We start from the raw sequence: 26,643 nt of genomic DNA, 5'->3' as shown, positions 1-26,643 counted from the left end.
TGTCCGTCGTCTATCAAATTCGGGGCTCGTAAACGGTCTCGCTACCGTCTCTATAGCCCTTGAGATTTTTTACCCCTTGATCACGCCGCTATTTTTATAGGATTCATAAAGCAGCGCTACTGGGTGCACCGTGTCGATCTTGACATTGGACTGGGCCAGACCGTCTTCGATGGTCATGCGGCAGCCAGGGCAGCCGGTGGTGGCCAGGGTGGCGCCGGTGCTGCGGATGTTCTCGGCCTTCTTGGTCGTGATCTGTTTGGACAGGTCATAGTGGGTCAAACTGAAGGAGCCAGCGCCGCCGCAGCAACGGGCCGCATCTTTCATCTCGACGAAGCGGATGCCGGGGATGGCCTTCATGATCTCCCGGGGCTCGGCGGTGACCTTCATGCTTCGCGCCAGGTGACAGGAGTCGTGGTAGGTGACCACATGCTCCACCTTGCCGAGGGGCTTTTGCAGGCCGCCCACTTTGATCACCAGCGGATTGACATCGGTCGTCTTCTTCGCCAGCTTTTCCGCCATGGCGAGGTACTTGGGCTCATCATGGAGCAGGTGCGTGTAGTGCTCGGCGAAGGAACAGACACAGGTGCCGCAGGCCATGAAGACATAATCAAGGTTGTACTTCTCGTCGGCGGCGGTGAAGACCTCCAGGTTGTGGCGGGCCATGTCGCGGCCGATGTTGCGATCGCCGTTGATGAAGACGGGAGCGCCGCAGCAGTGCTGTTCTTTCGGGACGATCACATCCACGTCGTTGGCGCGGAGGACTTCCACAATCGCCTTGCAGGTGTCGTTGTAGATCAGGTTGTTGACACAGCCGGTGAAGAAGGCGGCGCGCACCTTCCCTTTGCCGCTGTGGGCGGGGTTGTACTCATCAAACATGTCCCGGGAATGCGTGGTGGCCAGATCGGGGATGACACGGCGCATGTCCATGCCCATGACGGGAAAACGCATGGTGCGGCCTTTTCCCTCTCTGCGCGATTTCAGAGCGACGGCCTGGAAGTTGGCGCCCACCTTCAAACCGAGATTGAACAGGCGGCGCAGCTTGAGGCCGCGGAAGATGGTCTGCTTGATGAAAGGCAGGCCGACTTTTTCGGCCAATTGCGCCCGGGCCTGCAGGATGATGTCGACACAGTGGACACCGCAAGGGCAGTTGGCTTCACAGGCTTTACAGGTCAGGCAGAGGGCGAACTTGTCCAGGACGGCGTGGCTGGGTTGCAGCTTGCCTTCCAGCACGTCGACGGCCAGCCGGATTTTGCCGCGGGCCACGGCGCCCTCATGCATCGTCTCGGCGTAGAGGGGGCAGACGGCCTGGCAGTTGCCGCACTTCATGCACTGATTGATCAGTTCTCTCGCTTGTTCCAACGTTTTCAGATCGGCCATCGCTTAGGACCTCCCCGCAACCATTTTTCCGGGGTTCAACAGGTAATCGGGGTCAAGGGCTTCTTTGATGCGGCGCAGCACATCGACACCGGTGGCGCCCAGTTCCCACTCAAGGTACTTCATCTTGGCCATGCCGATGCCGTGCTCGCCGGAGAGGGTGCCGCCCATGTCGACGGCGACGCGGAAGATCTCGTCGACAGCCTTGTGAACCCGCTTCATCTGCTCTTGATTGTGCTCGTCACAGAGGATCGTCGGGTGCAGGTTGCCATCACCGGCGTGACCGAAGGTGCCGATGAGCAGGTCATATTTCTTGGCGATGGCCCGGATCGCCCGCAGCATTTCGGGAATGCGGGAACGGGGCACGGTGGCGTCTTCCAGAACGGTTGTGGGGGATTTGCGGGCCAGAGCCGGCAGAGCGGCGCGGCGGGCGGCCCAGAGCTTCTCCCGTTCGGCGTCGTCACGGGCTACCTGAACCTTGCCGTTGAAACGCTTGCAAACTTCCACGACAGCCTGGGCTTCTTTTTCGACCACTTCGGGAATGCCGTCGACTTCGATCAGCAACACGGCTTCCGCGTCAGTGGGCAGGCCGGCTTTGGCGAAGGCTTCCACCGTTTCGATGGTGGTTTTGTCCATGATCTCCAGGGTGGCCGGGATGACTTTTGCGGCGATGATGCCGGCGATGGTCTTGCCGGCGTCGTCAAGGTCGCTGAAGATGGCCAGCATGGATTTTTTCGCTTCCGGCGCTGGGATCAGTTTGACGATCAGTTCGGTGATGATGCCCAGGGTGCCTTCCGATCCGGTGAATAACTTCACGAGATCATAAGCGGTCACGTTTTTGACGGTTTTGCCGCCGGCGCGGAACTTCTCCCCATTGGCGAGAACCACTTCCATGCCCATGATATAGTGCTTGGTGACGCCGTATTTCAGGCCCCGCAGGCCGCCGGAGCACTCTGCCGTGGAGCCGGCCATGGTCGCCGTCGACACGGTGCCGGGATCGGGCGGGTAGATCAGTCCATAGGGCGCTACCGCCGTGTTCAACGAAGCGATGATCACGCCCGGTTGAACGGTCGCCGTCAGGTTCTCCGAGTCGACCTCCAGGATTTTGTTCATCATTTGGAAGGTTACCACAAGGCCGCCCTTGAGGGGGATGGTGCCGCCAGAAAGGTTGGTGCCGGCGCCGCGGGGATAGACGGGGGTTTTGTACTTGCTGGCGATCTTCATGATCGCTTGGACTTCTTCCGTCGACTTGGGCATGATGACAGCGTCGGGGCGCTGGGACGGCGCGTCGGCCGTTCCGTCAAAGGAGTAGCAGGCCAGATCTTCAACAGTGGTGAGCACGCGCTCTTTGCCGAGCAACGCTTCCACTTCGCGGATAGCTTGTTGAACAGACATTGATGAATCCTCCTCTTTCTTAAAGCTTGAACCTTAACCTTTGCGGAGCGCTTCCGCCAAGATCTCGGCGGTGTGCCGGATTTTTACGGAACTGTGGCGTTTATCCAAACCACCGGCGATCTGCATGACGCAGCCGGGGCAGTCTACACAGACGAGTTCGCTGCCGGTGGCGGCGATGTTGTCCAGTTTCTTCTGCAGGATCGGGGCGGAGATTTCGGGGAACTTGACCAGGTAGGAACCGGCCATGCCGCAGCACTGGTCAGAGTCCTTCATCTCCACCAATTCCATGCCAGCCACTTCGGTTAGCAGCTTGCGGGGAACGTCGGACAGGTGCAGGTGACGGCGGTAGTGGCAGGAGTCATGGTAGGTGAACTTGCCTTTGAGGCTCTTCTTCTTGCCGGGGGCTTTGACACCCAGTTCCTCAGCCAGGGCGGAGAAGTCGCGGACTTTGGCGGCCACCTTCTTGGCCCGTTCATGCCAGGCGGGGTCCTCTTTGAGCACCTCGACGACGTCTTCCATCATGGCGACGGTGCAGGTCGGGCAAGCGGAGACGATGTAGTCAGGGTTGCCCTCTTCCATGGCGGCTACGTTTTGCTTGGCCAGGCGGGTCTGGGAATCGGTGTCGCCCATATACTTGGCCGGAGCGCCGCAGCATGCCTGCTCCCAGGGGAAGTAGACTTCACAGCCGGCATGCTCGAGGACGTCATAGACGGCGGTGCCGATGTGAGGGTAGACAAAGTCGATGAGGCAGCCGGCGTAGAAGTTGACCCGCTTTTTCTTGCCCGTGTTTTTCTTCTCCCGCTCTTTGGCGATGTCACGGAAGGGCTTCGGCGCCACCGCCGGCAGGCTGCGCTCCTTCGTCAACTCAGAGAAGAAAAAGGGCAGGTGACGGATGAAGGGCTTGCCGCCGGTCAGGGGGAACTGGCCGATGGAGGCGACCCGCAGCAGGCTGTGCATCAGTTTGCGGTTGGCGACGAGATCAAAGATCGCCTTGGGGATCAGGCCGATGCCTTTTTTCTGAGCCATGCGGCGGCGCATCTCCAGGATCAGATCGGGGATGGGGATCTTGCCGGGGCAGACCTCGGTGCAGCGGCCGCAGCCGAGACAGAGGTTTTGCGGTTTTTCCGCGTCTGTGGGATCGTTAAAAAAGAAGGTCAAGATGGCGCCGATGCCGCCGGCGTAGATATGTCCATAGACGTGGCCGCCAACCATCTGGTAGGCCGGGCAGACGTTCAGGCAGGAGGCGCAACGGATGCACTGCCACGCCTGTTTGAACTTGGGATCCTTCAGCATGTCGCTGCGGCCGTTGTCCATGAGAACGATGTGCAGTTCCTTGTCTTGAACCTGGCCGTCGACCTCGGTGGGGGTGACGCCGGTAACCATGGTGACGTAGCTGGTGATCAGTTGGCCCGTGGCGCTCTTCGGCAACGCCTTGATGATGTTCGCCGCTTCCTTAAAGTCATTGATCACCTTTTCTATGCCGACGAGGGCGACATGCACGCGCGGCAGTGTTGTCGTCAGGCGGGCGTTGCCCTCATTGGTAACGGTGGCGATGGTGCCTGTCTCGGCGACGGCGAAGTTGGCGCCGGAGATGCCCATGTCGGCTTCCAGGAACTTGGTGCGCAGTTCGACGCGGGCTTTTTGCACCATGAGGGGGATGTCAGGCGGGATGTCCGACTTCAGTTCCTTGCTGAAGTAGCCGGCGACCTGCTCTTTCGAGAGATGGATGGCGGGCATGACCATGTGGCTCGGCTTCTGGCCGGCCAGTTGGATGATCCATTCGCCAAGGTCGGTTTCATTGACGATCAGGCCGGCTTTTTTCAGGTGATCGTTCAGGTGGATCTCTTCGGATGCCATGGACTTGGATTTGACAATCTTTTTGACTTTTTTCTCAATGGCCAGGTTGGCGATGTAGCGGTTGGCGTCTTCCGCCGTCTTGGCAAAGTAGACCTTGGCGCCGCGCTTGGTGGCGTTTTCGGTGAACAGTTGGATCAGTTGGTCCAGATTTTCGCCGTTTTTCCCTTTGGCACAGGCGATCTCACTGCGCAGCGCCTCAATGTCGACACCCTCATAGGCATTTTTGCGAGCCGTCGGGTAGGCGTCGGCGAAGCGGCTGAGGGCGCCCCGCATGACCTGGTCGTTCAGGGCTTTTTGAATCGACGCTTTGAAGTCCTGGTTGTGCTGCTCGTTGGACATTCCGCTTACACCCCTTCGTCGACAAGAATGACAATCAGTTTGCTGGGGCCGTGGACGCCGATGGTGAGCACCCGCTCAATGTCGGCGGTTCGGCTCGGTCCGGAGATGAAGGACATGTAGCCGGGGACCGCGCCAAAGTCTTTAACGACCGTTTCCAGCGCGTCGGCGACGGTCGGGAGGATTTTGTTGAAAGGAACGACAGCGATATGGGTCGGCGACAACATGGTCACGGCGCGGCCCAGGGGATCCGTTTCCGGATGAAAGATTGATCCTGTCTCCGCAACCGCATACGGAACGTAAGTAATGCCCACATCGGTGATATCCAGTTCGTGTCGATCGAGTTTATCGGAAATGGTGACCCCGGTCTTGGCCAGCGTGGCCCGGCAGTTTGTCTTCTCCAGTTGTGGGGTGGAAAACAGATGAACCCGTTGCGCCTTCAGCTCTTTGACCTGATCAGCGATCAGGTCGCCAGCTTGAGCCCACGTGCCCACCCGGTGAACCTGGGCGGACATGACCCCCGCCTTTTCCTTAAAAACGGAAAAAAGTTTTTCCGAGGACACGTTCTTCCAACTCCTTTATTTCATATCGATTGGACGGTCAGACCGGGCTGCGAATCGCGACATGTTAAAAAAAGTACAAACAGATGTTCAGATGGTCTGACCACCAATCTGAAAAGGTATTCGACGTTTGATCCCGGAATCCTCCTTCTGCCTTCCGGGAAATCTAAAATGGGTCATCCTTTTTTCTGCCTTTGTAGGGAAACGAGGGTGCCAATGGTTTCGGGGAATAACGAATCATGGCAAGCAGGAGGTGCGATTTCATGCAGTGGCGCGATCCGGTGGACAAACGAAACTTTTATTTTCTGACGGCCAACGGCGCCCTCTACTTTACCGCTCTCGCCTTCATCGATGGCACCATCGTCGTTCCGCTTTTCCTCAACCAACTTACCCAATCGCCCATCCTGGTGGGCTTTGCCTCCACTGTCCGAACGGTCGGTTTTTTCCTGCCCCAAATCCTGATGGCCGGATGGGTAACCGGGGCTACCCGGCTGCACCGCTTCATCTTCCGGCTCCACCTGATCACACGCCTCTCCCTGCTCCTCCCTGCCCTGGCGATCTGGTTTGACTGGGCGCCGGCGATGGTAGCCGTGCTGTTCTTGAGCGCCTACACCCTGTTTTCCTTCGGTGAGGGGATCGCTCAAGTCCCTTTGATGGATATCTTCGGCCGGACCATCGATGAATCCCACCGGGGAAAGCTCTTCGGCACCATGCAAGCCCTCGGCGGGTTGGGCGCTTTGGCCGGCACCCTGGCAGTCCAGCGCGTCTTCGCCTCGCCGCGCCTGGCCTTCCCTGATAACTTCGCTCTGCTCATCATCATCGGCGGCGCTTTTTTATTCCTATCGACGACGATGATCCGTCTGGCTGTCGATCCGCCAAAGACCAAGGGGAAGGCGCGGGAGTTGTCGGTCTTCCATGTGGTCAGCCGCATCCCCCAGTACCTGCAGGAGCATCGCCTCTTCTCGCAGATGCTGCTCGTCCAGGTGCTGACCAGTTTCAATGTGCTGGGCTTTCCCTTCTATATCCTCTTTGTCCGTCAGGCGGCGATCCTGCCCCCCTGGGCGCCTGGCGTCCTGTTGTCCTTGCAGGTGCTCGGACAGGTGAGCGGTGGTTTGCTGTTGGGGTATCTGAGCGATCGCTTCGGCAACCGGCGGACGATCATGACTGTAACCTCCCTAAACATCGCCGTCCCTCTGCTCATCGTCTTATCGCAGGGGCTCGGGGGATACGCTGCCTTCGCCGGAACGGGCCTCGGCTTTATGAGCCTGGGCGCCTGCTTGGGGGGATGGCTGGGCTTCGTCAATTACCTCATGGAAACGACGGCGGTGGAGAAGCGACCTGTCTATGTGAGCCTGTCGAACCTATTCTCGGCTCCCGTCGCCCTTCTTCCCATCACCGCCGGCGCCTTCCTCCGGCTCGTTCCGATGGAGTGGATCTTCTGGGTTGTGGCGGCGATAGAAACGGCAGCCCTGTTCTTGGCGTACCGGTTGCCAGAACCGCGGACGTTGGGGGAGGTGGGGACGCTGGCGACGGTAGGCGAGGTTGGGAAGACGGACGTCAACGGGCCAGTTCAGGGGAAGAAAACCCCCTTCGGCAATGGGGGGCCATCGCCGGCTTATCGACCTGATGAGGAAAAGGAATGAAGCCGTCAGGAGCGGCAAAAGCTATCGGCGAAATGGACGCATGATTTGGAGACAATGGGAGGCAAAGAAAATGGATCAAGGGATACTGGGCGACCCTCACGCGACAAAGACAAACCAAGTGGAACAACACAGCAATGTGGAACCAAAGGCAAACATGAAGACGGTGCAGTTGACGCCAAACACCAAGGTCAATGTGCCAGAGGATTCGCCAGTGAAAGATCTGCCGCGGTAGCATCCCCTTTGAATCCCCTTTGAATGGCTTTATCGTCACGGCTGCCGAAAAAACGTTCACACTGTTTTCGATTGCATACGACAAACACCGCTTTTTCCTGTATGACGAGGAAGCGGTGTTTGTCTTTCCTTATCTTCCCTGTAGCGCAACGGCCGGCGTCGCCTGCGCCATCCCCGTCTCCAAAGCTGCCCGGTTGACCGGCAACAGGTTGTGGCGGTGGGGCGGCAGGATTTTTTGCAAGGCCGCCATGATCGACTCTACATGGACCACACTCGTCAGTCGGAGCAGCGCGCCCAGCAGGACCATGTTGGCCACCTTGAGATTACCTAGACCGTTAGCGAGATCATTCGCGGCCAGACGCAACTGCCGAATATCGACACGCCGACTGGATTCGCCAATGAGGGAGGCGTTGATCAACAGCACGCCGCCCGGGATCACCAATGGACCAAATTTGTCCAGCGAAGGCTGGTTTAGGACAATGGCGCCGGTCGGCTCATAGACGATGGGCGACGCGATGGGCCGGTCGGAGACGGTGACATTGCAATTGGCCGTCCCACCGCGCATCTCGGGGCCGTACGATGGGATCCATGCCACATGTTTTCCTTCCAGCATCCCGGCGTACGCCACCAGTTGGCCCGTTAACATGACGCCCTGCCCGCCGAAACCGGCAAAAATCAATCGCTGCTCCATCTCATTGCACCCCCTCGGGTTTCCGAAAATCCTTGATCGGGTAGTAGGGCAGCATCTGCTGTTCCAGCCACTGGTTGGCGGCCAGGGGCGTCATCGCCCAGTTGGTGGGACAGGCCGACAACACCTCCACGAAGGAGAATCCCCTTCCCTCTTGCTGGCACCGGAAGGCGCGGCGGATCGCTTTTTTGGCCCGCGCCAGTTGGGCCGGCGTATGGACAGAGACGCGACTGATCAAGGCGGGACGCTGCAGTGTGTTGAGCATCTCACAGACCTGGATAGGGGCGCCGTCGGCGACGATGTCGCGGCCATTCGGAGTCGTTGTGGTGGACTGGCCGGGAAGGGTGGTTGGGGCGGATTGGCCGCCGGTCATGCCATAGATGGCGTTGTTGACAAAGATCACCGTCACATTCTCGCCGCGCGCCGCTGTGTGAATGATCTCCGACGTGCCGATGGCAGCCAGGTCGCCATCGCCCTGATAGGTGAAGACGATCCGGTCGGGCAGCGCCCGCTTGACACCGGTGGCAACAGCTGGCGCGCGACCGTGGGAGGCCTGGATAAAGTCGGTGTCGATATAATCATAAATGAAGACAGAACAGCCGACAGGGGCGACCCCGATCGTGCGCGACGCCAGTTCCAACTCGTCGATGGCTTCCGCCACCAGCCGGTGAATAATGCCGTGATGGCATCCCGGGCAGTAATGGGTGGGCACATCGCGCAGGCAGTCAGGCCGGCTGAATAATTTTGTTCCCATCACTTACGCCGCCCCTCCCTCATCTGAACGCGCCATCTGAGCGCTCGCTTTTTTCCGGGCCAGTTCCTCCAAGCGGTCGGCGATGACCCGCGGTTCGGGAACCATTCCGCCGGTGCGCCCGTAAAACTCCACCGGCTGCCTTCCCTCGATCGCCAGGCGCACATCCTCCACCATCTGACCGGTGCTCAGTTCCACCGTGAGAAAGGATGATCCGGCCTGGGCGGCCGCCCGCAAGGGCTCTACCGGGAAAGGAAACAGCGTGATCGGCCGGATCAGGCCGGCGCGAATGCCCCTTTCACGTACCATGTCCACAGCGGCCATACACAGGCGGGCCGCTGTGCCGTAGGCGATGGCGATGACCTCCGCGTCATCGGCCCTGTAGCGCTCGAAACGAGTCTCCCGCTCCTCCATGGCGCTGTATTTGGCGCGCAGGCGGCTGTTAAAGCACTCTGCCTCTTCCGGCTTTATATATAAGGAAGTGATCAGTTTCGCTTTCTCGTTGTTCCCCTTCCCCGTGGTGGCCCAGGGCTTTTCCAGCCTCTCTTGAGCGGCTTGTTCCGGGAGGATGACCGGTTCCATCATCTGTCCAAGCACGCCGTCGCCCAGGATCAGGACGGGATTGCGGTACTCGTCGGCTTTTTCAAAGGCGAGCGCCGTCAGATCGGCCATCTCCTGGACAGAGGCTGGCGCCAGGACCAGCAGTCGATAATCGCCATGGCCGCCGCCCTTGGTGGCCTGAAAATAATCGCTCTGCGTGGGCGCGATCCCGCCCAAACCCGGGCCGGTGCGCATGATATTGACGATCACCGCCGGCAATTCCGAACCGGCCAGGTAAGAGATCCCCTCTTGTTTCAGACTGATGCCAGGTCCCGATGAGGAGGTCATTACGCGAACGCCGGCGCAAGAAGCGCCAAAGACCATGTTGATGGCGCCGATTTCGCTCTCCGACTGAAGAAAGGTCCCACCCACCTCCGGCAGGTGGCGAGCCATGTATTCGAGCAGTTCATTTTGCGGAGTGATGGGATAGCCGAAGAAAAAACGGCAACCGGCCCGGATGGCCGCTTCCGCCAGCGCCTCGTTCCCCTTCATCAGCTTCTTTTCAGCCACGACGTTCACCTTTCTTTCTATCGCTCTACGTCAATCACCAGATCAGGGCAGACACGGGCGCAAAAAGCGCATCCCCGGCACTTGTCCATCTCTGTCACCACGGCCGGCTGAAAACCCTGGGCATTCAACCGGCCTTCATCCATGACAACGATCCCCACCGGACATGCCGCCGTACAAAGACGGCACCCCTTACAGCGTTCTTCCCGGAACAGGACACTCGGCAACTACAACACCTCCCCACTGATATTGCAAGCTTTTTATTTAAATATTTCGAATATTTCGTATTTGAAAGTCCCACTGATTCATTTTAGCGTTGATCTCGCCAAAAAATCGAACCATCCCTGTATCCCCAACTCCCCTGTCCCAGGCCGGGCGTAGCGAACCGTGAGCGATTTGAGCGGAGCGGCGAAAAGCGCCTACCGCCTGTGAAGCGGTAAGGGCGCCATGGTTAACATGCAGAACAGCCCAGAGGTTTGGCGCCCGAGCGGAACAGGCGGCAGGCGCCGCCGCAGAGCTCTTAGCGAGCGGTTCGCTACGTCCGGCCCTTAATCGAGCCGCTTCCGAAACCGCATCAATGCCACCACGAACAAAAATACCGTAAAGGCCGCCAGGGAAAGAACCTCCCGGTACAACTCCCCCATCCCGCTTTCTTTCAAGAACACGCCGCGCAGGATCACCAGAAAATCAGTCAAGGGAATGAAATTTCCCAATAGGCGGATAGAAGCGGGCATCGTTTCACGGGGGAAGACAAAGCCGGAGAGGAGGATGCTGGGCAGGATAAAGGCAAAGGCCATCTGCATCGCCTGCAATTGATTTTCGCTGAAGGTCGACATGAGCATCCCGATGCTGAGAGAGGTCAAGATGAATAAGAATGCCAGTCCAAAGAGCAAGCAAAGGCTCCCCCGTATGGGAACGGAGAACCATGCGCTCCCGGCGATCAGAACAAGCGTAAAGGAGAGCATCCCGACGATGATGTAGGGGCATAGCTTACCCAGGATCAGTTCGGCGGGGCGAACCGGCGTGACGATCAGTTGTTCCAAAGTGCCTCGTTCTTTTTCCCGGACGAGGGCAAAGGCAGTCAACGTCATCGTCACATTCTGCATAATCAAACCGATGAGGGCAGGGATCGTAAAAAAGTGGGTTTTCAGTTCCTGATTATACCATATTCTGATCCTCGCATCCAAGGGAAAAGAGGGTAAAATTGTTGATTCTTTTGCTTGCAAGAGCCGGGCGCCGCGAGCTTGCACGAGCGATTGAGCCATCGTCAGCGCCTGGCGAGTCGACTGTGGATCGGTTCCATCGATTAAGACCTGCAATGTCGCCAACCGGCCTGTTTGCATGTTGGCGGCGAAGTCTGGCGGGATGATCAGCGCCACCCGGCTTCGCCCGTCTGCAAGCGATCGGTTCACTTCCCCGTAGCCTTCGACAGTTTCCTTGATCTCGAAGTAGGTCGTGTTGACAAAGGCCTGCATCATTTCCCTGCTTTCGGCGCTGCGACACTGATCCCAGACACTCATGGGCAGGCGACGCACATCGGGATTGACGCCATAGCCAAAGATGAGCAGCATCATCAGCGGGATGCCCGCCGCCATGGCCAGGCTGGGGCGATCTCGCCAGAGATGGAGAAACTCCTTGTGAAAGACTGACCAAAAAGGGGTCCAGCGCATGCCTCTCAATGCAGGAATGAACCGTCCTTTCTTCAGAAAACCAGACAGGTGGGACTGCGCAATATACCCGTTTAATCGTCTCTGCCGACGGGAGTCACCTGAACAGGCATACCCGGACGCAGTCGCTCCCAGCCTTCCTGGATCGCGATATTTACGGCAAAGACAAGGTCACGACGGTCACCTGCCCCACCGTTGAGCAATGGGCTAAACTCCTCCTGATCGCTGATCTGTTCCACCCTCCCGGCGTAGACCTCCTTTCCCACGCTCACATGCACCTTTCCCTCTGGAGAAAAACAAGGCAATGCATCCGCCGGCACATAGACGCGCACCTTTAACTCCTTCCTATCCATAAGGGTGGCGATCGGCGCCCCCGGCGCAACGGTCTGACCCTGTTGGACATGGATGCGCTGCACCGTTCCTCCCCGCCAAGTTCGTATGGTATGACGCTCCCATTCCCAGCGAGCCATGTCCAAAGAACGCTCCGCCTGAGCGACCTCTCCTCCCCTACTTTCCGCCCGCGCCGTTGCGACGACGGCCTCCGCCTGCCGCAGGCGCAGTTCCGCATAGGTTCCATCCAGTTGGGCGATCACTGTCCCTTCCGCCACCGAAGCGCCCTCTCGCACCGGCAGCGCTTGGAGTCGCCCGGCCACTTCCGACGCAACCGTAAAAGCATAGGCTTCTACGAAACCGGAATAACAGGTCTCTTTCGGATCGGCGCGGCGCAACCATGATAACTGCCGGTCAGTCAGATCAGGCAGAAAAGCGGCCGTCCCCAAAAGCGATGTTAACGCCAAAGATAGAATCACTTTCTTGGACTGCATTTTTGTCCCCCCCTTTGCAGCACAGGTCCTCTGCTGCCCGCCTGCTGCTGCTTCTGCTTTTGCCCTAATCCGCTTTTCCTAACAGCCTTTGCCGTCCCATTGTATCGCCGTAAAGCTGTCCATCCTTCTTCTCCCGCTAGGCCCCTGTTAGTTTGTCCTTCCATCTTTCAACCAATCAAAAAACAAACAGCCATGACGACATGGAGACCGTCATGGCTGTTATCCTTTTGGCCGTTTCTATTGATCTTCCCGACTCAACTGGACGCGCCAACCCGCCGTTCCTGAATTTTTAGAGCCCCTCGGTTATCGGGCCGCAGGACATAGGTGACCTTCTGGCCTGTGAAACGATATTTCCCTTGTCCGGGCAGATAGCCCTCCACCAGTATTTCCTCCGGCGTCCGGCTGGCAACGCGCCAACTATGGACGGCTGTTGCGTCGATGATCCCATCATTCCCCATCTTGCTCACAGCCGCTGCTTCCTTGCCTCCATAGCGGCTTTGCCAGAGTGACTGCACGTTATCGCGGGACCAATAGGCGCCAAGAAAATGCTGCAGTTCCTCCTCGCGGCGCATCGCCGGCGGCGGTTCCAGACCGCGTTCCTTCAATAATTTTGCGTTATCTTTCGCTGCCACCCGCATCCAGAGGATCTCGGCCCAGCGAGTAAAAGCCAAATAATCCTCGTCACGCCAGGGGGAGCCGCCCCTCAAGTAGCCTGTCTCTGTTTGCTTGTCCCAGGTCCATCCGTCCCCCAGATGGCGACCGAGCCAGTAAACGGGCACCAGCATGCGGCTGTCTTCAATCTTGCCTGAAACACGGTTCCCTCGTTCCCAAGGCCACCACTTTTGATTCAGCGGCGGCGCTTGAACCTCCAGGCAAAGGTTGTCCCGCCGGATGACGACTTTGCGTTTTTTATTATCATAGGTGACATCCGCCCCCAAGGCCTCGGCCAGCGGGCGCAGGGGCGCCAAGACATAGCCGCGCTCGATGCGAGGTCGCGGGACAAACTCCATGGGCAGCCCGTTCAATACAATAACCGGCTGCGGTTCCGCACCGTTTCGGCCGGAAGGGGCCGCCAACTGGGCCTCGCTCCACTCGGAAGAAAGCGAAAACATGAGCGAAAGGACCACTGCCACAAAACAGGTTTTTCGGATGATGATTCTCAATGTATTTCCCCCACCGGGTCGATCAATCTCTGGTAAACTCAATGTATTATACGCCAGCCGAAGGCTACTTATTCCATTTTATGCCAAATTTTTTCTCTTTTGCTTCATTGCAGGCCCGTAAATTCATATCCCTAATATATGCCTCGCCGAAAACAAAAAACGCCGGCCCTCCAAAGCCAGCGTTCACCTCTATCCTATTTGGTTGCGCCGATCACCCGGTCACACGAATGCTCATGCCATCGTCAGCAAGCATAAAACGGGGCTGTTTTAAGCCGTACTGAGCCATTAAACGTTCATAAGCCTCCCCCTCGGTCAGATGAACCAATACCACCTGTTTCGGTTTTGTCTTCTCCATCAATCGCACCACATCGTGAAGGGACGAATGCTTGCCCGCAGCCTCTTCAGCGCCGTTGCACTCATGGATGAGACAGGCAGCGTCCATGGCAACAGTTTCCAAAAGGGGATTGTACACGGTGTCAGCCGAATAGACGACTTTGATGGGGCTCTTCTCCGGTTCATCCTTCGATTCATACAGGAAGGAAAGTCCCATCGTCGGGATGCCATGGATGGCCGGAAAGGTGGAGACAGTCAGCGAGCCCTCACGGATCGCCTCAGTCTCTTTTGGCTCCAAGGACTGCTCCCGAAACTCGATGGGAAACATCTTCGGTTTTGTCGGCAATTCGAAGAGATCGAGCAGCCCCTGCACGATTTTCCGCGCTCCCGCCGGGCAATAGATAGGCAAGGGCTTTTTGCGGCCAGCCAACCAGAGGCTCTGGATCAACGCCGGCAACCCGTAGGAGTGATCCGGATGGGCGTGGGTGATCACGATCGCGCCCAATTCCTCCGGACCCACACCAGCCTTAACCAGTTTGGGCCAGGGAGCGCCACCGCAGTCGACCAGATAGGCGGTTCCGCCGGGGAGATGTTGCGCCAGGAAAAAGGTGTTTTCCCGATTGGGATAACTTAAGCCGTTCCCCGTCCCAAAGAAGGTGATACGAAACATGGCAGACTCCTTTCAACGACGTCACAATCGCGACATTGGTAGTCTTTCCATTTTCGTGAAAACTACTGTCCTCTCCTGCTCGGCCAGTTGCCACAGGGTCACTTCAGCGGAAGAACATTGCCTTGGCGACAAGTTCCCGCTAGACTATGACCATAGCGAAATTGAAGACGTCACACATACGCGAGGGTTTCGCCAAATCAATACGCGACCAGCGACACTGGGAGGAATTCGCTTGCTGCTCGTTCTGGACATCGGCAACACCAATATCGTCTGCGCCGTCTTTGAGGGCGATGAACAAAAGGCCTTCTGGCGCTTGGCCACCGACCGGCGCAAGACGGTCGATGAATACCGCATCCTCATGCTCGAGGCGATGGAAGCCAAAGCGATCGCGCCGGGAGACATCGACCGGGTAGCCATCTCCTCCGTCGTCCCCCCTGTCAACCCGGTCCTCGTCAAGATGTTCCGCGACTACTGGAGCCTGCAACCGCTGCTTGTCCAACCGGGCATCAAGACGGGGCTCAACATCAAGATCGACGACCCTCGCGGCCTCGGTCCCGATCGGATCGTCAACGCCGTCGCCGCCTATCACCTTTACGGCGGTCCCGTGATCATCGTCGATCTGGGGACGGCGACGACCGTCTGCGCCGTCAACGAAAAAGGAGACTTCCTCGGCGGGGTGATCTGCCCGGGTATCGGCATATCAGTAGAGGCGCTCGTCGCTCATGCCGCCAAACTTCCCCGTGTGGAAATCACCGAGCCGGAACAGGCCATCGGCAAAAACACCGTCGCCGGCATGCAGTCGGGCATCTACTACGGCTATGTGGGCATGGTGGACGGGCTGGTGCGGCGGTTTAAACAGGAAATGGGGGAATCATCGGATTCCCCCATCAAGGTTGTCGCCACCGGCGGTTTCGGCGAGTTGATCGGCCGTGGCTGCGCCGCCGTGGATCATATTCATCCCTCACTGACGCTGGAGGGCTTGCGACTGCTCTATGAGCGGAATCGCCCCGCCGTCTTATCGCGGCGGCTGAGTCCGCCCCGCTAAACGGCGCGGTATCGAGGGGCTTCACCCGGCCCGTTCAAAACGAAAGCAGCCATAAGTCGCCGCCGGAAGCGCCGGCGCGAAGGAGCCCTACAAAATGTTCATCGCTGTTGATCAGGCGAGCGCCCGCGTCAAAGGAAAAGACCGACGGGCTCTCGCTGCCCTTGGGGTAGACCTTCAACATGGATTTCGGCTCGTCCATGACGACCAACTGGCCCTCCGGCCCGACGGCCATCCGGTCGCGATGCGCCGTCTCCGGCAGGCGGATGCTCTTCTCCAGTTTCTTGCCGTTCCACACCCACAGTTCCTGCACCTGATGGCCCGTACCCTGCCCCAGGTAGAGGTTGTTTTTGGCGTCTGTGCCGATGAGCATGTAGTTCAGCGCCTGTCCAGCCGCCGGGCTGGTCAACTGAACCCCCTTGATCCCCTGGACCAAGGGTTTGCTGGAACTGTCGCCGCTCCAAAACTCAGCGTAGACCTGCCCCTGGGCCGGACTGACCGTAAGGCGCTCCACATTGGTGCCTCCACGCAAGGCGATCTTATTGGCCTCATGCTGGATGTCCACCCGGTAGAGGGCTGTCGTCTGGCGAGAGTCGCCGAGGGTCAGGTAGAGGAGGTTCGATTGGGTCGACACGACGGCTTCCTTGACCTCGTCAGCGGCAGTCAAGCCGCGGATGCGCGTGGAAAAGATCCGTTGCCCGCCGTCAGCGTTGAGGAAGGAGAACTCCAACTGCTTGGAGGAAGGATTGCTCGGCAAGGGGCGCTTGTCAACATGGTTCATCGAATCGGCCAACACCTGGTTGGCCGTTTTTCCTTTTGCCGAGGAAGCCGCCGGCAGGTTGACCGGCGCCGCCGACTGTTCCGTAATCAGCAACAGGCGGTTGCGGTCATTCATCCACTGCACCAGCGCCACCCGCTGGCCCGGCGGCATCTTCTCGCTGTAAAAGGGTCGCTCCTGATCAATATCCCAGACGGTGAAGCCATCGCCGTCATTCCAGACCAAATACTCCCCTTTATAGGACAGGGAAAACTGCCGCGCCTTGTCGAGGGGCGTATTCACTTTGAGTTGACGCCACTGGCTTTTCGCAATCGGCAACCGGTGATCGTCGGGATTGACGGCCTGGGCGGCCCACTTCTCAAGTCCCCAAAAGACGCTGCCTTGCAGGAGGACCGCTGCGAGAACCATCGAGCCGATGGCTTTGATGGCTTTATTCATCGTCAGATTCCTCCCTTGGACTGCTTCGCAGGCAAGACGACGAAGCTTGTCGGAATGTAGCGGATCCCGAAGACGCTCGACGGCTGGTTGATCACCTTGCCATTATAAACCATCGTCGTCGACGCGCCGCCATCAAGGTTGCCCGCCGTCACCGCGCCGTATTTGAGCAACAAATCCTGCAACTCCCGCAGCGTCGCGCCGATGGAACCGATCTGGCGACCGTCGATGACGACCATGATGATGGCGCCGTCTGCCCGCTGGCCGATGCCGGTACGGGGCGCTACGCCCCAGCCGCCGTCACCGGAGGTGATCGTCGGCTTGCCATTGACGATCAAGGGCGGACCAAAGGTGACCACCTCGCCCACATCCATGCCGCGCAGTTCCCGCGCCGAATAGCGGCCCACGATCATCTGGCCTTTCTTGGTGATGCCGATGATGTTTTCTTTCTGGTCTTCGTCGATGACAGAGATGAACTGGCCCCGGCTGACGGTAACACCGTCAGGATAGGCGCCGTTGCCTTGCCCGTTGGGATCGACAAAGCCGCCGCCGTTGACGGCCGCCACAGCGCCTTCGCGCTGGGCCATCTCAGGAACGGTTTCGCCGGCTTCGCCCAGTTTCGACGACACAGCCACCTTGACCCGCGCCGGGTCGTGGACGATCATCACCTTGCCCGTAAAACGGTGACCCTGGATATCCTCCACCTCGATGCGATCAGAGCCTTTGGCATGGGCCACTGTGACGCCGTTGAACAGAGTCGAGCGGATATCCTCGACCTCTGATTGGCCCAAGATCTCCTTGATGCGCTCTTCCGATAAAAACCACTCGGCCACAAAGCCATGACGCGACGTCATGATCGAGCCGACCACCATCTGCCGCAACGAAGGAACGGGACCGTAGAACAGGAGCAACGGTCCCAGGATCACGCCCACCACGACATTGATGACGATGAAGAGGGCTGCTTTTTTGATAAACGATTTCAACCAGGTCCCCCCCGCAAATCAAACAGACATTTCCACATCTTAGATTATACGTTTCGTCGTAGAGACGAGCAATGGCAAAATTAGTACAGATCCACTCGCCGATCAGCAAAAACAGTCATTTTTCGGCGAACTCGGCCTACCTTTTCTCGCTCGATCTCCGCCCAGAGCCATCCTTCCTCTTCGCCAGCCTCAACGACAGGCGTCCCCCAGGGGTCGATGACCATGGAATGACCGGCAAAAGCGACGCCTTTTTCGTCGGCTCCGGTTCGGTTGCAGGCGACAACATAGCACTGGTTTTCAATGGCTCGGGCTTGCAACAGGATCCGCCAGTGATCTAGCCGGGAAAGGGGCCACTGGGCGGGAATGAAGAGGATCTCGCAACCGGCGAGAACGGTCTTGCGAATCCATTCGGGAAACCGCAGGTCATAACAGATCACAGCGCCGCAGGGAACCTCGCCGATAGAAAAGTTGCCGGCAGCGGAACCGGCAGCGAGGTAGCGATCCTCCCCCATGAGGCCAAAGAGATGCGCTTTTTCATAGGAAAGAATGCGTTCTCCCTCTGGGGTGTAGGCATAGAGGGTGTTGGCGAAACGCCCGGCGACACCCACGGGGGATGAGCCCCCGACGATTGTGGCCCCTGTCTCGCTGGCCCAGCGGACGAGCAGATCGCCATAGGGCGCTCCGTCATCGGCCAACGCCGCCAGATTGATCAAATCGTAGCCCGTCGTCCACATCTCCGGCAGCACCAACACTTCGGGACGGTGTTCACGGGCCTCTGCCATATACCGCGCCACCGTCTCCTCATTCGCCTTCCGATCGCCGCCGCGCACGGTAAACTGTAAAAGTCCGACTTTCAAGCCGCTTCCTCCCAACTATTCACATTATCCACAGAATTATCAACAGTTTTTTCCAAAATAACCTTGATCCTGGCAACGCTTGTTGAGGGAGCGCCACGGAAGGTACACAGTTCTTGCTTTTTTATGGAAATCATATGCCTGTTTGTCCATCAATATGCCATTCCCGTATGTTTATACGACAGCAGCACGCTCCTCCCAGCGGCGCAATGGGTTCCAACGACAACGCCACCGCTGTTCTCGAATCAAAAATTTGCTGTTCCCGATGTCGATGCCGCTTTGGCAGAGGGCTTGCGGCGCGCCTTTGATCCGACGAGCCATTCCCCTCGCGGCATCCGCCCGAGCAGTAGGGTCAGCGTAAGCGCTCCGGCCACACAACCGATGAAGGTAATCGTCATGGCCGGCAGCGGCGTCAGGTTATGTACATAGGGCCGGATCGCCCTGGCCGTCAGATCCAAGGTGAAGGCATGGGCCAGGTATAGGCCATAGGAGTGGCGCCCCAACAGATGCATGACCCGGCTCAGGGGATCGCCTGAGTAGCGCCACCGCGTTGCCAGGCCGTAGGCCAGGACGATCACACTCACCGAGTAGAGGGCGACAGACGGACGCAGAGAGGTGGCCACATTGACATCCATGATAACCCCCTCGGCCCCCTCGGTGATCCCGGCCACCAGTTGCCTCGTCACCCACAGAAAGAGCACGGCGAAAAGGGCGCCATTCCACCACAGCGCCTGGGTCGTCCATTGGCGCCACCGGCTCACCGCCAAGCCGGCGGCGCCGCCCAGGATAAAATAGAAGAACCAAAAGAGAAAGGTGCGGTCGCGGTAATCGCTGAATAATTGCCATACTTTTGAAAGCGCCAGCGGCTCCCCCACATTCGGGATGACCGAGTAGGACAACCAGGTAAGGACCAGATAACCGATGCCGAGCAGGCTCATCAGCGCAACCAACCCACGGCTGGAGCGGGCCGCCCTTTCTCCGATGTGACGAAATCCCCACCGAAAAATCGGATAAAGGAGGTAAAACTGAAAGATCATGACGACGAACCATAAGTGATAACTGCCATCGCCGGTGAGCAGATTTCTTGCCAAATCGCGAGCCCATGAGACCGCCGATTCCGGTGGCGGTCCGGCGTAAAAACTGTAAAAAACGGTCCAGGCGAGATAGGGAATCAGGATCTCCTGGATCCTTCGCCAGAGAAAACGGGGATAGTCCAGTTGGTCGTAGTAATTGTACAGGACGACCATGCCGGTGATAAAGACGAAGGCCGGCACAGCCAGCTTCGCCAGGGTGAACAGGAACGCATAGGCCACAGCGTCTCCCCTGGTGAGATCGGGCCGGTGGATAAAGGCGCCAAGCGTATGCTGCAAAGCGACGCCCAGAAAAGCGACGCCCCGCAGGGCCTGAATTTCTTCAATTGCGCTTTTTTTCGTCATCGGCAAACCCTCTTTCAAAGCGAACAGCAATCCCACAATGGCGGTGCTTCAGCGGAAAAATGTCCAATGTGATTAGTCTAGCATCGGCATTCTTCGACAACAAGGGATAATCGACAATGGGGCGCAGGTTGACGCCGGTGAAACAAGCAAACCTGCATAGAACAGAAAAAAAGAGAGCCGATCCTGCTTTCGGATCGGCTCTCCTATCGTCTGGAATGCTGCTTATTTGGTTTCGCCTTGATTCGTGGCCTTCATGGTGCCTTCTTTGACGAATTTGGCGTGCCAGGAGAGGGCTTTTTCGATGACGTGAGGCGTGTGACCGCCGCGCTGAAGGGCCTCTTCATAGTAGGCCAGCAGTTGCGGTTTGTAATCGGGGTGAGCGCAGTTTTCGATGATCGCCAAGGCCCGCTGGCGGGGGCTGAGGCCGCGCAGGTCGGCGAGGCCTTGTTCGGTGACGATGACATCGACGTCATGCTCCGTGTGGTCGCAATGGGAGACCATGGGCACGATGCTGGAGATCTTGTCATCTTTGGCGGTCGACTTGGTGCAGAAGAAGGTGAGGCGGGCGTTGCGGGCAAAGTCACCGGAGCCGCCGATGCCGTTCATCATCTGGGTGCCCATGATATGGGTCGAGTTGACGTTGCCGTAAATGTCGACCTCGATGGCCGTGTTGATGGCGATCAGTCCGAGACGGCGGGCGATCTCGGGGTTGTTGGACAGTTCCTGGGGCCGCAGAACAAGGCGGTCGCGGTACTTATCCAGGTTTTCCATCACTTCATCATGCTTGGCCGGGGAGATGGTGAGGGAGCAACCGGAAGCCATCTTGATCTTGCCGGCGTCCATCAGTTCAAAGACGGCATCCTGGAGCACTTCCGAGTAGACCTCCAGGTCGGTGAACTCGGTGTCGAGGAAGCCGTAGAAGACGGCGTTGGCGACAGATCCGACACCGGACTGCAGCGGGGCCAGGCTGGTTCCGAGACGGCCTGCTTCGACTTCCTTGCGCAGGAAATCAATCAGGTTGTTGGCCATGGTGGCCGTATCTTCATCAGCAGGCGCCATATCGGCCGTCACATCGGGCTGATTGGTGACGACAATGGCTTTGATTTTCTCAGGGTCGATGGAGACAACAGTCGTGCCGATGCGATCGCCAGGGTGTTTCAGAGGAATCGGGTCACGATCGCCATGAGGCGCCGGCATGTAGATATCGTGAAGCCCTTCCAGGATCAGCGGTTGGGCCAGGTTCAGTTCCACAATGATGGTATGGGCCATATCGGCGAAAATGGGGGTGTTGCCGACAGCGGTGCTGAGAACGAGGTGACCCTCTTCGGTGATGGCGACGACTTCAACGATCGCCACATCGACAGGGGGTAGCGCGCCGGAGCGGAGGAACTCAGCGGTATGGGAAAGATGCTGATCCATATAGTGGACTTTGCCCGAATTGAGGTTTTTGCGCATCCCTTTGTCCGACTGGTAGGGCAGGCGCATATTGACCAAGCCCGCGTCGGATAACAGGGTGTCCACTTTCGAATTGATGGAAGCACCGGTGAAGATGTTGACCTTGAAGGGAACCCCTTCTTCTTTGACTCGTTCGACAAGGGCGAGGGGAACCACCTTGGCGTCGCCAGCAGGCGTAAAGCCGCTGAGACCCAGCGTCATGCCGTCTTCGATCAGCATGGCGGCCTGTTCGGCAGACATAATCCGTTCTTTCAATGATTCGTTTCGCAAACGCTGCGAGAGCATTACTCCGAACCCCCCACAAAAAATCGTTGTATGGTACAATGATCAGACCACTAGAACACTTTAACTGTAGCATAGGCGTTTGTGAATTTCAACACTTATTCGATGTTCTGGGAATTGTCGAATAACTGCGAAAAAAGCAGAATCAGTGGAAGAACCCCCTGTCATTTTATCCGTAAACACTTGCGGGTTCAAGTACATGTTGAAGCGAATTCAAAGCTGCGCTTGATCTTCGAGGAATCCTGGGATATACTATAGCCATCCAGAAAACTGAATGGTTTTTCAAAGGGGAGTAGCTTCCTACTGGTCGGTCAACAACCGGTTCCATGAACCTGGCCGCCAGGGCGAACCTTCGCTAGCAAGACCTTTGATTCAAAGTGCAATCACTTTGAGTCAAAGGTCTTTTTATATATAGCAAAAAGGAAAACGGTGACAGTGTCTGGAAAGGAGTGCCCCGCTTGGAACTGCTCAGCCAACTCAGCGGCATTAGGCTCAGCGATTTTTCCGATCCTGCCTTTTGGATGGCCGTCGGCAGCATCATTTTGATTGACCTGATCCTCAGCGGCGACAACGCCATCCTGATCGCCATGGCCTGCCGCAACCTGCCGCCGGAACTGCGCACCAAAGGCATCGTCTGGGGTACAGCAGGCGCCATCGGCTTGCGCATGATCCTGGGCGCGCTGATCATTTATCTCCTGCAGGTGCCCCTGCTGCAAGCGGCGGGCGCGCTCCTGCTCATGTGGATCGCCGTCAAACTCTTGATCCAGGAAAACGATCACGGCGATGTGGCCGGACCGGATCGCCTCTGGCAAGCCATTCAAACCATCATCATCGCTGACGCCGTCATGTCCCTCGACAATGTCCTGGCGGTGGCCGGCGTTTCCCAGGGCAAACCGGGTCTGCTCTGGTTCGGTCTCCTTGTCAGCATTCCCCTCGTCGTCTACGGCAGCCGCCTCTTCCTCACTCTGATCGATCGCTTCCCCCTGATCCTCTATGGCGGCTCCGGCATCCTCGGCTGGTCTGCCGGGAAAATGCTGATTCATGATCCCATCATCTTCGCCTTCCTGAAAAACATCGGGGTATCACCGCTTCTATTAGAAGAAACACTGGTCGCCGCTGTTGTGACCGTCCTCGTCCTCGCCATCGGCTGGCATCTCAATGAACGGCAAAAGAAAAAAACGGTTCTAGAAAAAAACTAGCAACCGTTTCCCCACAGTTTCATGATCAGTTGGTCAATTCCTGTTCTTTGAACAACCGTTCCACCAGCAGTTTGTTGATCTCGTCACTTTTGCCGACGCTCTCGCGCAAGGCGGGCAGCAATGAGCACGCACGGATTTCAAAACGTAATGAAAGTGAACAAGGAGGAAATGAAGTCGCTATGAATAATTTCAAGGCTTGGCTGTTGATGGGGTTGATCTCCGGTTTGTTCGTCCTCATGGGTTCTTTTCTGGGCGGGCGCTCGGGGGCTTTGCTCTTCTTCCTCATCTCCCTGGCGATCAACTTCTTCAGCTTCTACTACAGTGACAAAATCGCCATCAAAATGACCGGCTCCTACCCGGTTGAACGCCACGAAGCGCCCGAACTCTACGAGATGGTGGAACGGCTCTGCCGCAAGGCCGACATGCCGCTGCCCCAACTGTACATTCAGCCGACAGAACAACCGAACGCCTTTGCCACCGGCCGCAGTCCCAACCACGCCGCCGTCGCCGTGACGGAAGGTCTGCTCCGAGGACTCAGCCGCGACGAACTGGAAGGTGTCATCGCCCACGAACTGGCCCACATCAAAAACCGTGACGTGCTCGTCGGCACCATCGCCGCCTCAATGGCCGGCGCCGTCACCATGATCGCCGATATGCTGAGCTTCAGCGCCTTCTTCGGTTCCGGCGATGAGGACGAGGACGGCGGCGGCAGCGCCATCGTCATGGCCTTCCTGGCGCCCATCGCGGCGATGATCATCCAAATGGCCATCTCCAGACAGCGGGAGTACCTGGCAGACGAGACGGGCGCCCGCATCACCGGCAACCCGCAAGGGTTGGCCAATGCGCTGCTCCGGATCGAAGGTCTCTCCATGCAGGCGATGCCCATGGCGGTGAATCCTGCCGCCTCCCATATGTACATCGCCAATCCCTTGTCCGGCTCGAGCCTGGCCAACCTCTTCAGCACCCACCCGCCGATTCCCGAGAGGGTGCAGCGTTTGACGGCCCTCCGAGTTGGGTGATCCATCACTGAGAAAATTCGCCTCAGAGACGCCTCTGAGGCGGTCTTTTTTTATCAGCACTCGCTGTACCCACAGACATGACACTTGGCGCATCCCTCTTCCCGCACCAGCGCCACAGCGCCGCAGTGAGGGCACACATCGGCCTGGAAGGGGATGCGCGAGGCGTCGGGACGGCTCGTTTCCGAGAGGTAGCGCCGCAAGGCCAGCGCGACCGCATCAGGCAAAGAGGACACCCGATCCGGCCCAAATCCTGTCGAGGTGCGGCCGGTGATCCCCTGCAGTTGCTCCAGCGCTAGGGCGAGACGGTCCAACTTGGGCACATCGCAGCGTGTGCGCAGATAAAGCGACAGGGTGCGCCCCAGCGCTTCGGCCATGGCATTGAGGTCGGTGCCGCCCTTGCCCTGGATGACGAGCACCTCATGGGGTTCCCCGTCCACCTCGTTCACAGTGACCCGCGTCGTGCCCAGGTGGCTCTTGATCCGGTAGGTTTTCCCCGTCACCCGCTCGGGCACTTCTTCGACGACAGGACCGCTGAGGCGAATCACCGGAGTTGCGGCAGCAGCGCCTTCCCCCTCTTCTCGGCCGACCATGCCGCGCCCCGGCTCGCCCGCTTCCCGCCAGGCGCCGGCCTCCACCTTGGCCAGCACCCCTTCGCGGCAGCCGTCGCGAAAATAGGTGACGCCCTTGCACCCCTCCCGGTAGGCAAGCAGGAAGACCTGTTCCGTGTCATCGACGCTGTGATGGCGCGGAGCATTGACGGTCTTGGAGATGGAGGCGTCCACATGGGCCTGGATGGCCGCCTGGACGCGGATATGTTCTTCCGGCGACAGTTCGCCGGCGGTGACAAACCAGCCGGGCAGCTCTTCCCCGGGATGCTCCCCCATCCACGCCTCCGCCAGGGGATGCCAGAGGTGATGCTCTCCCAGTCGGTCTCGCCGCCGGTAACGGAAAGCGAAAACCGGTTCGATCCCCGAACTGGCCCGCGCCAACAGGGAGGTCGTCCCCGTCGGCGCCTGGGTGAGCAGCGTGGCGTTGCGGATGCCGTAGCGGCCGATGGCGTCGCGCAGGGCTTGGGGAAAATCGCTCAGGAAGGGAGAACGGAGAAAGCCCTCCCGCTCGAAGAGCGGAAAGGCTCCCCGCTCGCGGGCGATCTCGACGGAAGCGCCATAGGCGGCCAACTTGATCCCCTTATACACCCTTTCAATGAAGGCCAGGCTCTCCGGGCTGCCGTACCGCAGGCCCAGCCGGAGCAACACGTCGGCAAGGCCCATTGTGCCCAAACCGATGCGCCGCGTGTTTTTCTGTTGCTGCTCATTTTCCGTAAAAAAGTAGTATCCCCCGTCGATGACATTGTCCAGAAAGCGCACGGCGATCCCGGTCGTCGCTTCGAGAGCCTCAAAATCGAAACGCCGCTCTCCCCCTTCGCCGGTGATGAAGGCGGCCAGGTTGAGCGAGCCGAGGTTGCAGACGCCCCAGGGCGGCAGCCCCTCTTCGCCACAGGGATTGACGGCGACGATCCGCTCGCAGTAGGCCGTGTTGGCGAGGCGGTTATACCGTTCCAGAAAAACGACGCCCGGCTCGCCCCAGGCGTGGGCGTTCGCGATGATCGCCTGCCAGATCGACCGAGCGGGGACGCGGCGGTAGACGATGACACCTTTGCCCTGCCCTTTCCAGGCAGCCAGGTCGCCGTCCCAGAGGAGGTTGTAGTCGCGATCGTCTGTATCAGGAAAACAGAGGTCCCACATCCGGTCTTCCTGAACGGCTTCCATAAAAGCGTCGGAAAGGGCCACCGACAGATTGGCTTTTGTCAACTCACCGGGATGTTTTGTCTTGTAGGTGATAAACTCAGCGATATCGGGGTGCCAGTCATCGAGCATGAGCATCAGGGCGCCCTGACGGCTGCCCCCCTGTTCCACAGAGGCGGTGGCAGTGGAAAAGACACAGGCCCAGGAGAGGGGGCCCGAAGAGGTTCCCATCACGCCTTTGACCATGGCGCCGCTCGGTCGCAAGGAAGACAGATTGATGCCGACGCCGCCGCCGCGGCTCATGATCTCCACCATCTCGGTGACGCGCTGCATGATGCCGGAGCGGCTGTCTTTTGGATGGGGAAGCACGTAGCAATTAAAAAAGGTCACCTTCTGGTTCGTGCCGGCCGCCGCCAGGATACGCCCGCCCGGCACAAAACGGAAAGAGCGAAGCCCATCGAGAAACTTCTCTCGCCAGTGCTCCCGCGCGCCTTCCGTCTCCACGGCGGCGATGGCGCCGGCTACACGCTCCCACATCGCTTCCGGCGTCACCTCGGCCAGGCCGATCAGGCTGCGCAGTTCCATCTCTTCCGGCGTCTCCGCAAAAGCGCCCGCCTCACCGGTCCACTTCCCTGTCGGCGTGGCGCTGCGAAGGGGGAGGACCGTCGCCAACGCGCCCCCGACGGCGAGCACCTGCACCGGCAGGCCGTAACGGTCTGAGGCGTGATCGATGACCAGGGCGATCTTCCCCTCTGTCACCGCTCCCTTGCGGGCGTAGCGATCCCAAAAGACCTTCATCTGGTGCAGCAGCATGGG

Annotated in this window: 23 protein-coding genes; 5 read left to right on the top strand and 18 right to left on the bottom strand. The window is 58.7% G+C overall.

Translation table 11 applies throughout. From position 1 onward, the window contains the following. Positions 1-69 precede the first annotated feature (69 nt). From GTO89_RS00305 to GTO89_RS00290, 4 genes are read right to left on the bottom strand one after another with little or no spacing between them, the layout of a single operon-like run. Positions 70-1,377, bottom strand: a complete 1,308-nt coding sequence (locus tag GTO89_RS00305) for a (Fe-S)-binding protein (protein WP_161260067.1) — start codon at positions 1,375-1,377, stop codon at positions 70-72. A 3-nt stretch (positions 1,378-1,380) separates the two neighbouring features. Further along, positions 1,381-2,769, bottom strand: coding sequence for an FAD-binding oxidoreductase (locus GTO89_RS00300; RefSeq protein ID WP_161260066.1), 1,389 nt, complete (start codon positions 2,767-2,769; stop codon positions 1,381-1,383). Between the two features lie 33 nt (positions 2,770-2,802). Further along, positions 2,803-4,965, bottom strand: coding sequence for an L-lactate dehydrogenase (quinone) large subunit LdhH (ldhH, locus tag GTO89_RS00295; RefSeq protein WP_161260065.1), 2,163 nt, complete (start codon positions 4,963-4,965; stop codon positions 2,803-2,805). Positions 4,966-4,970: 5 nt separating this feature from the next. Next, positions 4,971-5,525: a LutC/YkgG family protein gene (locus tag GTO89_RS00290; protein ID WP_161260064.1), complete on the bottom strand. Its 555-nt coding sequence runs from the start codon at positions 5,523-5,525 to the stop codon at positions 4,971-4,973. A 260-nt stretch (positions 5,526-5,785) separates the two neighbouring features. Between GTO89_RS00290 and GTO89_RS00285 the strand changes: the two genes are divergently transcribed. Then, the gene (locus GTO89_RS00285) at positions 5,786-7,165 is read left to right on the top strand and encodes an MFS transporter (RefSeq protein ID WP_161260063.1); all 1,380 of its coding nucleotides are present in this window, start codon (positions 5,786-5,788) and stop codon (positions 7,163-7,165) included. Positions 7,166-7,235: 70 nt separating this feature from the next. Further along, positions 7,236-7,397: a hypothetical protein gene (locus tag GTO89_RS00280; protein ID WP_161260062.1), complete on the top strand. Its 162-nt coding sequence runs from the start codon at positions 7,236-7,238 to the stop codon at positions 7,395-7,397. Between the two features lie 129 nt (positions 7,398-7,526). Here the strand turns inward: GTO89_RS00280 and GTO89_RS00275 are convergent, their stop codons facing one another. The 8 genes from GTO89_RS00275 to GTO89_RS00240 form a co-directional block, all read right to left on the bottom strand. Continuing rightward, positions 7,527-8,087: a 2-oxoacid:acceptor oxidoreductase family protein gene (locus tag GTO89_RS00275; RefSeq protein ID WP_161260061.1), complete on the bottom strand. Its 561-nt coding sequence runs from the start codon at positions 8,085-8,087 to the stop codon at positions 7,527-7,529. A gap of 1 nt (position 8,088) precedes the next feature. Then, entirely contained in the window at positions 8,089-8,838 is a 750-nt protein-coding gene (locus GTO89_RS00270) for a thiamine pyrophosphate-dependent enzyme (protein WP_161260060.1), read from the bottom strand. Between the two features lie 3 nt (positions 8,839-8,841). After that, positions 8,842-9,945: a 3-methyl-2-oxobutanoate dehydrogenase subunit VorB gene (locus tag GTO89_RS00265; protein ID WP_161260059.1), complete on the bottom strand. Its 1,104-nt coding sequence runs from the start codon at positions 9,943-9,945 to the stop codon at positions 8,842-8,844. 17 nt (positions 9,946-9,962) lie between these two features. Further along, positions 9,963-10,169 (bottom strand): 4Fe-4S binding protein, encoded by a 207-nt coding sequence (locus GTO89_RS00260; RefSeq protein ID WP_161260058.1) that lies wholly within the window; start codon positions 10,167-10,169, stop codon positions 9,963-9,965. A 321-nt stretch (positions 10,170-10,490) separates the two neighbouring features. Next, positions 10,491-11,612 carry an ABC transporter permease gene (locus tag GTO89_RS00255; RefSeq protein ID WP_161260057.1) on the bottom strand — a complete coding sequence of 374 codons (1,122 nt, stop codon included), beginning with the start codon at positions 11,610-11,612 and terminating at the stop codon, positions 10,491-10,493. A 71-nt stretch (positions 11,613-11,683) separates the two neighbouring features. Further along, a complete protein-coding gene (locus tag GTO89_RS00250; protein WP_161260056.1) occupies positions 11,684-12,433 on the bottom strand; it encodes an HlyD family secretion protein in 750 nt (249 codons plus the stop codon). Positions 12,434-12,687: 254 nt separating this feature from the next. Next, a complete protein-coding gene (locus tag GTO89_RS00245; RefSeq protein WP_161260055.1) occupies positions 12,688-13,596 on the bottom strand; it encodes a copper amine oxidase N-terminal domain-containing protein in 909 nt (302 codons plus the stop codon). Between the two features lie 211 nt (positions 13,597-13,807). Beyond that, positions 13,808-14,599 carry an MBL fold metallo-hydrolase gene (locus GTO89_RS00240; protein ID WP_161260054.1) on the bottom strand — a complete coding sequence of 264 codons (792 nt, stop codon included), beginning with the start codon at positions 14,597-14,599 and terminating at the stop codon, positions 13,808-13,810. A 232-nt stretch (positions 14,600-14,831) separates the two neighbouring features. Here GTO89_RS00240 and GTO89_RS00235 point away from each other — a divergent pair, with 232 nt between their 5' ends. After that, positions 14,832-15,644 carry a type III pantothenate kinase gene (locus tag GTO89_RS00235; protein ID WP_161260053.1) on the top strand — a complete coding sequence of 271 codons (813 nt, stop codon included), beginning with the start codon at positions 14,832-14,834 and terminating at the stop codon, positions 15,642-15,644. A gap of 34 nt (positions 15,645-15,678) precedes the next feature. Here GTO89_RS00235 and GTO89_RS00230 read toward each other — a convergent pair whose 3' ends face one another. From GTO89_RS00230 to GTO89_RS00210, 5 genes are all read right to left on the bottom strand, one after another. After that, positions 15,679-16,857, bottom strand: a complete 1,179-nt coding sequence (locus GTO89_RS00230; RefSeq protein WP_161260052.1) for a hypothetical protein — start codon at positions 16,855-16,857, stop codon at positions 15,679-15,681. Positions 16,858-16,859: 2 nt separating this feature from the next. Next, positions 16,860-17,837 carry a phosphodiester glycosidase family protein gene (locus GTO89_RS00225; protein ID WP_235920148.1) on the bottom strand — a complete coding sequence of 326 codons (978 nt, stop codon included), beginning with the start codon at positions 17,835-17,837 and terminating at the stop codon, positions 16,860-16,862. Positions 17,838-17,917: 80 nt separating this feature from the next. Further along, positions 17,918-18,694 (bottom strand): carbon-nitrogen family hydrolase, encoded by a 777-nt coding sequence (locus GTO89_RS00220; protein WP_161260051.1) that lies wholly within the window; start codon positions 18,692-18,694, stop codon positions 17,918-17,920. Positions 18,695-18,936: 242 nt separating this feature from the next. Continuing rightward, the gene (locus tag GTO89_RS00215; RefSeq protein WP_161260050.1) at positions 18,937-20,127 is read right to left on the bottom strand and encodes an acyltransferase; all 1,191 of its coding nucleotides are present in this window, start codon (positions 20,125-20,127) and stop codon (positions 18,937-18,939) included. A gap of 222 nt (positions 20,128-20,349) precedes the next feature. Beyond that, entirely contained in the window at positions 20,350-21,867 is a 1,518-nt protein-coding gene (locus GTO89_RS00210) for an acetyl-CoA hydrolase/transferase family protein (RefSeq protein ID WP_161260049.1), read from the bottom strand. A 455-nt stretch (positions 21,868-22,322) separates the two neighbouring features. Between GTO89_RS00210 and GTO89_RS00205 the strand changes: the two genes are divergently transcribed. After that, positions 22,323-23,063: a TerC family protein gene (locus tag GTO89_RS00205; protein WP_235920147.1), complete on the top strand. Its 741-nt coding sequence runs from the start codon at positions 22,323-22,325 to the stop codon at positions 23,061-23,063. A 179-nt stretch (positions 23,064-23,242) separates the two neighbouring features. Beyond that, positions 23,243-24,082 carry a zinc metalloprotease HtpX gene (locus GTO89_RS00200; RefSeq protein ID WP_161260048.1) on the top strand — a complete coding sequence of 280 codons (840 nt, stop codon included), beginning with the start codon at positions 23,243-23,245 and terminating at the stop codon, positions 24,080-24,082. A 53-nt stretch (positions 24,083-24,135) separates the two neighbouring features. On the opposite strand, the gene GTO89_RS00195 is transcribed toward GTO89_RS00200, so the two are convergent. Further along, positions 24,136-26,640, bottom strand: a complete 2,505-nt coding sequence (locus GTO89_RS00195) for an adenosylcobalamin-dependent ribonucleoside-diphosphate reductase (RefSeq protein WP_161260047.1) — start codon at positions 26,638-26,640, stop codon at positions 24,136-24,138. Positions 26,641-26,643 lie beyond the last annotated feature (3 nt).

The sequence above is a fragment of the Heliomicrobium gestii genome (assembly GCF_009877435.1).
GTDB classification, from domain to species: Bacteria; Bacillota; Desulfitobacteriia; order Heliobacteriales; family Heliobacteriaceae; genus Heliomicrobium; species Heliomicrobium gestii.
This window is presented reverse-complemented; position numbering and strand designations above follow the sequence as displayed.

Coding starts and splice junctions, on each gene's coding strand:
- GTO89_RS00200 (WP_161260048.1), top strand. CDS start 23,243: ATGAATAATTTCAAGGCTTGGCTGTTGATGGGGTTGATCTCCGGTTTG.
- GTO89_RS00285 (WP_161260063.1), top strand. CDS start 5,786: ATGCAGTGGCGCGATCCGGTGGACAAACGAAACTTTTATTTTCTGACG.
- GTO89_RS00305 (WP_161260067.1), bottom strand. CDS start 1,377: ATGGCCGATCTGAAAACGTTGGAACAAGCGAGAGAACTGATCAATCAG.
- GTO89_RS00255 (WP_161260057.1), bottom strand. CDS start 11,612: ATGCGCTGGACCCCTTTTTGGTCAGTCTTTCACAAGGAGTTTCTCCAT.
- GTO89_RS00215 (WP_161260050.1), bottom strand. CDS start 20,127: ATGACGAAAAAAAGCGCAATTGAAGAAATTCAGGCCCTGCGGGGCGTC.
- GTO89_RS00275 (WP_161260061.1), bottom strand. CDS start 8,087: ATGGAGCAGCGATTGATTTTTGCCGGTTTCGGCGGGCAGGGCGTCATG.
- GTO89_RS00240 (WP_161260054.1), bottom strand. CDS start 14,599: ATGTTTCGTATCACCTTCTTTGGGACGGGGAACGGCTTAAGTTATCCC.
- GTO89_RS00270 (WP_161260060.1), bottom strand. CDS start 8,838: ATGGGAACAAAATTATTCAGCCGGCCTGACTGCCTGCGCGATGTGCCC.
- ldhH (WP_161260065.1), bottom strand. CDS start 4,965: ATGTCCAACGAGCAGCACAACCAGGACTTCAAAGCGTCGATTCAAAAA.
- GTO89_RS00195 (WP_161260047.1), bottom strand. CDS start 26,640: ATGCTGCTGCACCAGATGAAGGTCTTTTGGGATCGCTACGCCCGCAAG.
- GTO89_RS00210 (WP_161260049.1), bottom strand. CDS start 21,867: ATGCTCTCGCAGCGTTTGCGAAACGAATCATTGAAAGAACGGATTATG.
- GTO89_RS00250 (WP_161260056.1), bottom strand. CDS start 12,433: ATGCAGTCCAAGAAAGTGATTCTATCTTTGGCGTTAACATCGCTTTTG.
- GTO89_RS00280 (WP_161260062.1), top strand. CDS start 7,236: ATGGATCAAGGGATACTGGGCGACCCTCACGCGACAAAGACAAACCAA.
- GTO89_RS00300 (WP_161260066.1), bottom strand. CDS start 2,769: ATGTCTGTTCAACAAGCTATCCGCGAAGTGGAAGCGTTGCTCGGCAAA.
- GTO89_RS00230 (WP_161260052.1), bottom strand. CDS start 16,857: ATGAATAAAGCCATCAAAGCCATCGGCTCGATGGTTCTCGCAGCGGTC.